The organism is Paenibacillus sp. BSR1-1 (assembly GCF_030403775.1).
Lineage (GTDB): Bacteria > Bacillota > Bacilli > Bacillales > Cytobacillaceae > Neobacillus.
Window position 1 is genome coordinate 396,171 of record NZ_JAQMWQ010000004.1, and the last position, 7,723, is coordinate 403,893.

6 protein-coding genes, 11 tRNA genes and 1 rRNA gene are annotated in these 7,723 nt (G+C 40.1%); 1 reads left to right on the plus strand and 17 read right to left on the minus strand.

Translation table 11 applies throughout. From position 1 onward, the window contains the following. Positions 1 to 62: 62 nt before the first annotated feature. The 4 genes from PH210_RS09860 to PH210_RS09870 all read right to left on the minus strand — a co-directional run bounded on the left by PH210_RS09860 (position 63) and on the right by PH210_RS09870 (position 4,473). Positions 63 to 1,598 carry an ABC transporter substrate-binding protein gene (locus PH210_RS09860; protein WP_289984982.1) on the minus strand — a complete coding sequence of 512 codons (1,536 nt, stop codon included), beginning with the start codon at positions 1,596 to 1,598 and terminating at the stop codon, positions 63 to 65. Between the two features lie 304 nt (positions 1,599 to 1,902). Beyond that, positions 1,903 to 3,294 carry an allantoinase AllB gene (allB, locus tag PH210_RS09865; protein WP_289984984.1) on the minus strand — a complete coding sequence of 464 codons (1,392 nt, stop codon included), beginning with the start codon at positions 3,292 to 3,294 and terminating at the stop codon, positions 1,903 to 1,905. Between the two features lie 297 nt (positions 3,295 to 3,591). Further along, positions 3,592 to 3,741, minus strand: a complete 150-nt coding sequence (locus PH210_RS29760; protein WP_354669974.1) for an FCD domain-containing protein — start codon at positions 3,739 to 3,741, stop codon at positions 3,592 to 3,594. Positions 3,742 to 3,798: 57 nt separating this feature from the next. Next, a complete protein-coding gene (locus PH210_RS09870) occupies positions 3,799 to 4,473 on the minus strand; it encodes a GntR family transcriptional regulator (RefSeq protein ID WP_289984985.1) in 675 nt (224 codons plus the stop codon). A 732-nt stretch (positions 4,474 to 5,205) separates the two neighbouring features. On the opposite strand from PH210_RS09870, the gene PH210_RS09875 reads away from it, so the two are divergent. Next, a complete protein-coding gene (locus tag PH210_RS09875; RefSeq protein ID WP_289984986.1) occupies positions 5,206 to 6,027 on the plus strand; it encodes a Cof-type HAD-IIB family hydrolase in 822 nt (273 codons plus the stop codon). A gap of 173 nt (positions 6,028 to 6,200) precedes the next feature. Here the strand turns inward: PH210_RS09875 and PH210_RS09880 are convergent, their stop codons facing one another. The 13 genes from PH210_RS09880 to rrf form a co-directional block, all read right to left on the minus strand. Then, positions 6,201 to 6,464 (minus strand): hypothetical protein, encoded by a 264-nt coding sequence (locus PH210_RS09880; protein ID WP_289984989.1) that lies wholly within the window; start codon positions 6,462 to 6,464, stop codon positions 6,201 to 6,203. A 98-nt stretch (positions 6,465 to 6,562) separates the two neighbouring features. Continuing rightward, a tRNA-Leu gene (locus tag PH210_RS09885) sits at positions 6,563 to 6,644 on the minus strand. A 20-nt stretch (positions 6,645 to 6,664) separates the two neighbouring features. Beyond that, positions 6,665 to 6,735, minus strand: a tRNA-Trp gene (locus tag PH210_RS09890). A gap of 39 nt (positions 6,736 to 6,774) precedes the next feature. Continuing rightward, positions 6,775 to 6,859: transfer RNA gene (locus tag PH210_RS09895), tRNA-Tyr, on the minus strand. Positions 6,860 to 6,876: 17 nt separating this feature from the next. Beyond that, a tRNA-Ser gene (locus PH210_RS09900) sits at positions 6,877 to 6,969 on the minus strand. 18 nt (positions 6,970 to 6,987) lie between these two features. Next, positions 6,988 to 7,064, minus strand: a tRNA-Met gene (locus tag PH210_RS09905). Between the two features lie 18 nt (positions 7,065 to 7,082). Then, a tRNA-Ala gene (locus PH210_RS09910) sits at positions 7,083 to 7,158 on the minus strand. Positions 7,159 to 7,179: 21 nt separating this feature from the next. Beyond that, positions 7,180 to 7,256 (minus strand) — tRNA-Pro (locus tag PH210_RS09915). Between the two features lie 10 nt (positions 7,257 to 7,266). Continuing rightward, a tRNA-Leu gene (locus tag PH210_RS09920) sits at positions 7,267 to 7,355 on the minus strand. Positions 7,356 to 7,360: 5 nt separating this feature from the next. After that, positions 7,361 to 7,435, minus strand: a tRNA-Gly gene (locus PH210_RS09925). 14 nt (positions 7,436 to 7,449) lie between these two features. Next, positions 7,450 to 7,534, minus strand: a tRNA-Leu gene (locus PH210_RS09930). Between the two features lie 5 nt (positions 7,535 to 7,539). Further along, positions 7,540 to 7,615 (minus strand) — tRNA-Thr (locus tag PH210_RS09935). Positions 7,616 to 7,634: 19 nt separating this feature from the next. Beyond that, a 5S ribosomal RNA gene (rrf, locus tag PH210_RS09940) occupies positions 7,635 to 7,723 on the minus strand; the annotation flags it as partial.

The window sequence follows — 7,723 nt, forward strand, 5'->3', positions numbered from 1 at the left end:
GAGATTAATAGTTTTTTAAGTTCCATGCCCATAGGATATAGGCATGGAACTTAGAACAAATCTTATTTACCAAAATGCGTCCCATAAATGTAATGCGTTTTTCCAGGGTATAAACCGAAGCCGTTAACTTTTGACTGCATCCCTGCATTTAAATGCTCAATGGCGATTGGGATAACCGGAACTTGGTCAGCTACAATTTTCTGTACCTCTGCATAAAGCTTCTTAGCTTCGTCGGGATCTGTTGTTTGACTTGCTTTATCTAACATTGCATCGACTTCTTTCGTTGCCCAGAACGAACGATTGCCTGAAAGTCCAAAGGCTTCAGAATGATAAATAGCTCTCAGCATACTATCAGGATCGATAGATGTTTTGGTCATAAAGAACAGGTCATGTTCACCCTTTCCTGTAGAAGAATAGAATGTTCCTGACTGCATCAGCTTGATTTCAACATCAATCCCAATCTTACTAAGCTGCCCCTGAACTACTTCCGCAGCACTTTTTAGAACCTGCGTATCAGGAACCCAAAGCGTTGTCTTAAAACCATTTGGGTGCCCAGCTTCAGCGAGCAAGCTTTTCGCCTTGTCTAAATTGTAATCATACTTAATGGTATCGGGCACAGAACCAGAAAGGCTTGGTGGAAGCATGGTATTATGAGCCGGAGTTGCGGTGCCATTAAAAACGATATCAATAATGTCCTTAGTGTTAAGTGCATAGGCGATTGCTTTTCTGACACGAACATCATCAAGGTTAGGCTTTTTGGTATTGAATCCTAGATAATTTACCGTTGTACTGGTAACTTCCTCCAGTTTAAGATTTTTGTTTTTCTTGACTTTATCCAAATCAGTAATTGCCAAATCATAAGCTAAGTCAATTTCACCAGTTTCAAGACCGATAGATCTGTTGATTGCTTCAGGAATATGCTTGAAAATCAATTTCTTAATTTTGGGTTCACCCTTGTAATAATCAGGAAATGCCTCTAAAACCACATCGCCACCTAGATCCCAAGAGACAAACTTATATGGACCGGCACCAATGGGATGCTTATTAAAATCTTTATCACTCGTAGCTGCCTTTTTGCTTATTATTGCAGCTGCATCAAGCGAAAGCCTGTACAATAGAGCATTAAAAGGTTGTTTTGTTACAATCTTAATTGTGTAATCATCAACAATAATGATGTCCTTGATAATGAGGTAATTGTAATTTACGCCCGCACTTGCAATAGCTCTTTCAAGACTAAATTTAACATCTTCAGCTTTCATTTCTTCCCCATTGTGGAACTTGACACCCTTGTGAAGATGGAAGACGGTAGTTGTTTCATTTTCTACTTCCCAAGAATCCGCAAGTGCTGGAACAATTTTCATATCATCATCAAGAGCTACAAGCCTGTCAAAAATCTGTGTTGTTACACGGTATGAAGCAAGGGTAGCTTGAATCTGAGGATCCATATAAACTGGCGCATCTGGAATTCCTATAGTTAGAGTATCCTTTGTACTATTTTTTCCTGTTGTTGTACCATTTCCTGCTTGACTTGAGCAACCGGCCATAACACTGACAATCAGAATAAACACAATAAACAAAAATGAAAATCTTTTAACCATCTTTTCACACTCCTCATTTTTTTGATTGTATCGATAATTGATAGTTTACCGATTTGTCTAGTTTCGGTCTTACAGCTTGGCTGGTACGGTCCCCCCTTCAATTGGCATGGCAAAGAGTGCCTGACGGTTCTCTCACTATTTCCTCAGGCATTTCTCTAACATTAATTCCAATACGCATCGATATACCTACCTCCCTTTCCCCTAATCTTTCCTCTATAGAATTTAATAGACTCTAAATAATCGATAGTTTTCTATCTAATGTAAAATTTACCGTTCTCCCTTTACCATGATTCATCGATATTTTCTACGATGGAACAATATAATTTGAAGATTTTTGGGAAAGAATTAATTGTCCAATAGGTTTTCCTACTATCCCTTCATCTACGTCGTGGACTAAATGTCCCCTAACGAATGTCTTGGTCACCCGGCAATTAATCGTTCTGTTGGTATACGGACTATGCTTGTGTCGATAGTAGTAGTTTTCTGTTTTTACTACATATGATTGATTAGGATCAACCAAGATAATATCTGCGTCTTTATAGATGGCGATTTCACCTTTCGCTCTAAGGTTGAATCTTTCGGCAGGATTAGTTGCAATCATCCGGACAAATTGGGTTACCGGCACATTACGCTTTTGAACCGCTTCATCAAACATCAAATCTACATTGTTCTGGCATCCCGAAATTCCTCCCCAAACTTCAAACATATTGTTTGTTGCACTAAACTTCATTTCGGGTGGACAAGGAGAATGATCTGAGGTTAACATATCAATTTTGGCTTGTTTAAATGCTTCCCACAATTTATCCTGTTCCACCTTACTTCGTAAAGGAGGTGAGCATTTGGCGAGGGGGCCAATAGCCTGAAACTGACGGGCCGTAATTGTAAAATAGTGCGGACATGATTCCAGTGTCACATCCTGTCCTTGATTACGTGCTGTGATAATTTCTCCTACTGCATCTGCACTGCTAATATGCACAAAATGTAATTTACAACCCGTTTCTTTCCCTAATAATAACGCCCGCTTTACTGCATCTACTTCGGTAAAAATAGGGCGGGATGCGACATAATCGGAGGCTGATGTTTTTCCTTGCTTAATCATTTCTAGGGCTAAACGGTCCGTAATCTCTGCATTCTCTGCGTGGATGGCTAAAACATGCTCAAGCTCTGCTAACCTTTTCATCCCCTCATAAAGCGTATAATCATCAATATTTTTAAAATCACCTGGTAAGTCGCTTCCACATGTGGCCATGAAACACTTGTAAGCTACAACGCCAGCATCAGAAAGCTCTTGCAAGTTTTGTAGATTTCCCGGAACCAATCCCCCATACAAAGCATAATCTATGTAGTTCTTCCCTTTAGCTGCCGCAATTTTTAATTCCAATGCTTCCTTTGTAGTTGTTGCCGGTAATGCATTCAAAGGCATATCGATGTAGGATGTGGTACCTCCAGCAGCCAACGCTTTTGAACCGCTTTCAAATCCCTCCCACTCCGTGCGCCCCGGTTCACAAATATGCACATGTGCATCAATCATCCCCGGCATTACATATTGACCTGTTGCATCAATAATCTGATCAGCAGTACCTATTAAGCACTCGGCAATGGCAACTATTTTCCCATTTTTAATGGCTATATCTGCCTTTTTCACGTTTTCCCTGAAAACGATTGTACCGTTTCGAATTATTAAGTCATACCCCATTGCGGAACTCCTCTCTTTAGTAATCCAAGAAACCTTTTGAGAAATAAAGAAGGCATAACAAATTAATTTTGAATACTATGAAATTTACCCACGAAGAAAATCTAGTAAAGCAAAATGAGATTTGCAACCCCATACTTTCAAAAAGCGTCTCTTTTCATTTTTGTATTTTTTTTAGGGTTAATGACAGACTTCCAAAATTATGGAAACAAAAAAATAAAACGTAATTTATTGGGTTTTATATGTGTGATCAATTTATAACTTATTTTTAAAATAAGTCCGACAAAGATGCGGGAATCTTTATTTTTTATCAAAATGGAGGGTATCTTCAATTTCTTTCAGATGTTCTATTACCAATTTTACTGCAAGGTCTTCATCCCGTTGCTGAATGGCGTTGTAGATATGATGATGATGGAGACAGATGCTTTTTTTCCACGGCTGTCTCCATATATGGAGATACTTTCAAAGAGGTCTTTTTTCATCTCTGTATTTTTTTGTGTGGTCAATTTATAACTTATTTTGAAATAAGTCCGACAAAGATGCGGGAATCTGTAAGTTTTCATCAAAATGGAGGGTATCTTCAATTTCTTTGAGATGTTCTATTACCAATTTTACTGCAAGGTCTTCATCCCGTTGCTGAATGGCGTTGTAGATATGATGATGATGGAGACAGGTGCTTTTTTTTCCATGGCTTTCTCCATAAATGGAGATAATAACAGAAGTTTGGGAAATTAAGTCTTCAAGATACAGATGAAAATATGAGTTTCTGGCAAGTTCTGCTATCTTCAAATGAAATTTTCCAGACATTTGAATCGCTTCAATGTAATCAGCATCTTGATAAGTATTAAGTTCGACTTCAACGAGTTTCCCAAATTCACGCAGTTGCTCTTCTGTCGCTAGACGACAGGCATATCGAACTGCATTGGATTCAAGTATTTGTCTCATCTCAAATACTTCCTTTGCTTCATTTACCGAGAACCAGGTCACAAACGCCCCTTTATTCTCAATAATTTTTACCAACCGTTCATATGACAACTTTCGAAGGACATTACGGACTGGAGTACGGCTCACACCAAAAGCTTCAGCGATCTCTTTTTCGACTAGCTGCATATTGGGCCGAAGTTTTTGATGAACGATTGCTTGTTTAATGTTCTTGTAAATTTCAAGTTCTTTCGAATTCATTTGTTTTTCCCTTCCCTTTTTTCCAGCCTCGATGCTGGAATCAGCAATGTATACAATATGTGTAAAAAAGAAAAACCTTCATGTATTTTCCTATTAATACATGATTGTATACAATCTCTTATACAACAAAGTTTACAACATTTTCTCTAAAATAGCAACCTATTTTCTGAAAAATCAGAATACTATTATGATATATCTTTATGGTTGGTAGAATTAATCTCTGATATCAAAATAGGTATTGCTAATATAATAAATCTAACTTTTTGGTCACTTTTTAAACTCTTAGATAAGGATATAACCACAAAAAAGCACCTCATTTATGGCAGCGCCCGCTATTGGATTTTTTTTAATGTGTTTATACTTGTAAAGTAATCGCACACTACTCCGTGGACATTATTAGAGATTATTTTGTAGTGCGAAAAAAACAAAAAAAAGCTTTACACAATTAAGTGCAAAGCTTAATTTGATAGCATTTCAAGATACCGATGGTCGGGGTTGAACTGACACTCCTCACGGAACACGATTTTGAGTCATGCACGTCTGCCAATTCCGCTAAATCTGGTAATATTACAGTTTTTTATTGTCTATACAATGTCAGTTTTCATTTTAATTCGACGAGCAATATAGCTTGCATTCGCCTGTTTTTTTATCTACCTTCATTTGTTACATGTTTTTCCCCTAGAGTTATAGTAAGATATGATAGAAATAAACTATAGAAAGGAAACCTCCAGAATGTCATATAAAATGATTGTACTAGATTTAGATGATACATTATTACAGGACGACCACACAATTTCTTCCCGCACCAAACAAGCATTAATGGATGCACAGGTATCTGGAATAAAGGTTGTGTTAGCATCTGGGCGCCCTACTTCCGCAATGATTCATATTGCTGAAGAATTGCGTTTAAAGGATTATGGTAGTTTTATTTTATCTTTTAATGGTGCAAAAATTATTAACTGCCAAACAGGTGAAGAGCTGTTTAACAGCACCTTATCACCAAAAATGGTCCACCACTTGTATGATGTAAGCCGTAATGAAAATGTATGGATTCACACGTATGTTGGGGACTATATTGTTACTGAAGCGGGGAATCAATATACCGATGTTGAAGCAGCCATTACTGGCCTTGAAATTTTTGAAGTAGATAGCTTTATTGAGTCGGTTAACGAACCGGTGGTCAAAGTGTTAATGCTTGAGGATCCTGAAAAGCTTGCTTTGGTCGAAAAAAAGCTGCAGAAACAATTTACTGGGGAACTTAGTGTCATGCGCTCAAAGCCATTCTTTTTGGAGTTTACTGAGGAAGGTGTCACAAAAGGAACAAGCCTTAATCACTTGATTGGAAAGGTTGGAATTTCGCGTGAAGAAGTAATCGCCATCGGTGATAGCTATAATGACCTAGCAATGATTGAGTTTGCAGGGCTTGGCGTGGCAATGGGCAATGCTCCTGATGATATTAAGGATAAGGCCGACTATGTCACCGACACGAATATGAATGATGGTGTAGCCAAGGTTGTAGAAAAATTTGTGCTGGGAATGCCAGTGGTTGTTTAGGCTAAACACGGTAGTTTTTGCGGATTTTCGGTAATTATTGTCCGTAAATTGACAGAGGTTTTGACCAAAAGGAAGGGGGAAGCTCAAACATGTTTTAGCTTCCCCTGGTACTATAAATCAGCCTCATTGAATTCATCTATTTTAGATACAATTTTGTGTCATTTCGGCCACATTTATATATTATTCTCTACATCTTTCCATAAGCATGAAAAGATTCTACTATCTCCAAGGTGAAATTGGAATCTCACAAAGGTCAAAAGACTCTTACAAACATTGCTGTAACAACATTTGTGAGAGTTTTGCATTTCTAAAATAAACCGATTTGATCTAAAGATACCGATGGTAGTGTTGAAGGCTTCTTCATCGGTGGTTACAAACGTCGTTTTGGCGGCAATTTTCAGCTCGTCTTCAGATAAGAGATTTCTTCGTTCGCTCATGGCACACTACTCCTTGCACACTTTTTGTCGTGTGAAGAAAACAAAAAAAAAGCTTTACACAGAAAAGGTGTAAAGCTTTTTTTGATAACATTTCAAGATACCGATGGTCGGGGTCGAACCGACACTCCTCACGGAACACGATTTTGAGTCGTGCGCGTCTGCCAATTCCGCCACATCGGCAAGTTTATTTAAAAAAACAACAGGGGCAGTAGGAATCGAACCCACACTGAAGGTTTTGGAGACCTTAGTTCTACCTTTAAACTATGCCCCTATGTGATTGAAAGTTATTTTCGCTAACGCGAAAAAACTTTGGTGGAGGGGGACGGATTCGAACCGCCGAACCCTGAGGGAGCGGATTTACAGTCCGCCGCGTTTAGCCACTTCGCTACCCCTCCAAAAAGGATAAAAAATATGGCGGAGGAAGAGGGATTCGAACCCCCGCGCGGTTTAACCCGCCTGTCGGTTTTCAAGACCGATCCCTTCAGCCGGACTTGGGTATTCCTCCGTTATAAAAAAGACATTTTGGTAGCGGCGGAGGGGATCGAACCCCCGACCTTACGGGTATGAACCGTACGCTCTAGCCAGCTGAGCTACACCGCCAATTATATTATTGAAATATGGTGGAGCCTAGCGGGATCGAACCGCTGACCTCCTGCGTGCAAAGCAGGCGCTCTCCCAGCTGAGCTAAGGCCCCATAATTTTAAAAAATTCCGACTGGTCGGGAAGACAGGATTCGAACCTGCGACCCCTTGGTCCCAAACCAAGTGCTCTACCAAGCTGAGCTACTTCCCGTCGAATTAAGTGGTGCCGAGGACCGGAATCGAACCGGTACGGTAGTCACCTACCGCAGGATTTTAAGTCCTGTGCGTCTGCCAGTTCCGCCACCCCGGCACTTTTGGAGCGGAAGACGGGATTCGAACCCGCGACCCCCACCTTGGCAAGGTGGTGTTCTACCACTGAACTACTTCCGCATTATTATTTATAATGGTGCGGGTGAAGGGAGTCGAACCCCCACGCCTTGCGGCGCCAGATCCTAAGTCTGGTGCGTCTGCCAATTCCGCCACACCCGCATAAATGGTGCCGGCTAGAGGACTTGAACCCCCAACCTACTGATTACAAGTCAGTTGCTCTACCAATTGAGCTAAACCGGCATAATTTCTTAAGTAAACAGCCTGGCAACGTCCTACTCTCACAGGGGCGCGTGCCCCAACTACCATCGGCGCTGAGAAGCTTAACTTCCGTGTTCGGTATGGGAACGG

Bases quoted from the DNA above. Each gene is read 5' to 3' on its own strand.
- PH210_RS09860 (WP_289984982.1), bottom strand. From the start codon at position 1,598: ATGGTTAAAAGATTTTCATTTTTGTTTATTGTGTTTATTCTGATTGTC.
- PH210_RS09875 (WP_289984986.1), top strand. From the start codon at position 5,206: ATGTCATATAAAATGATTGTACTAGATTTAGATGATACATTATTACAG.
- allB (WP_289984984.1), bottom strand. From the start codon at position 3,294: ATGGGGTATGACTTAATAATTCGAAACGGTACAATCGTTTTCAGGGAA.
- PH210_RS09880 (WP_289984989.1), bottom strand. From the start codon at position 6,464: ATGAGCGAACGAAGAAATCTCTTATCTGAAGACGAGCTGAAAATTGCC.
- PH210_RS09870 (WP_289984985.1), bottom strand. From the start codon at position 4,473: ATGAATTCGAAAGAACTTGAAATTTACAAGAACATTAAACAAGCAATC.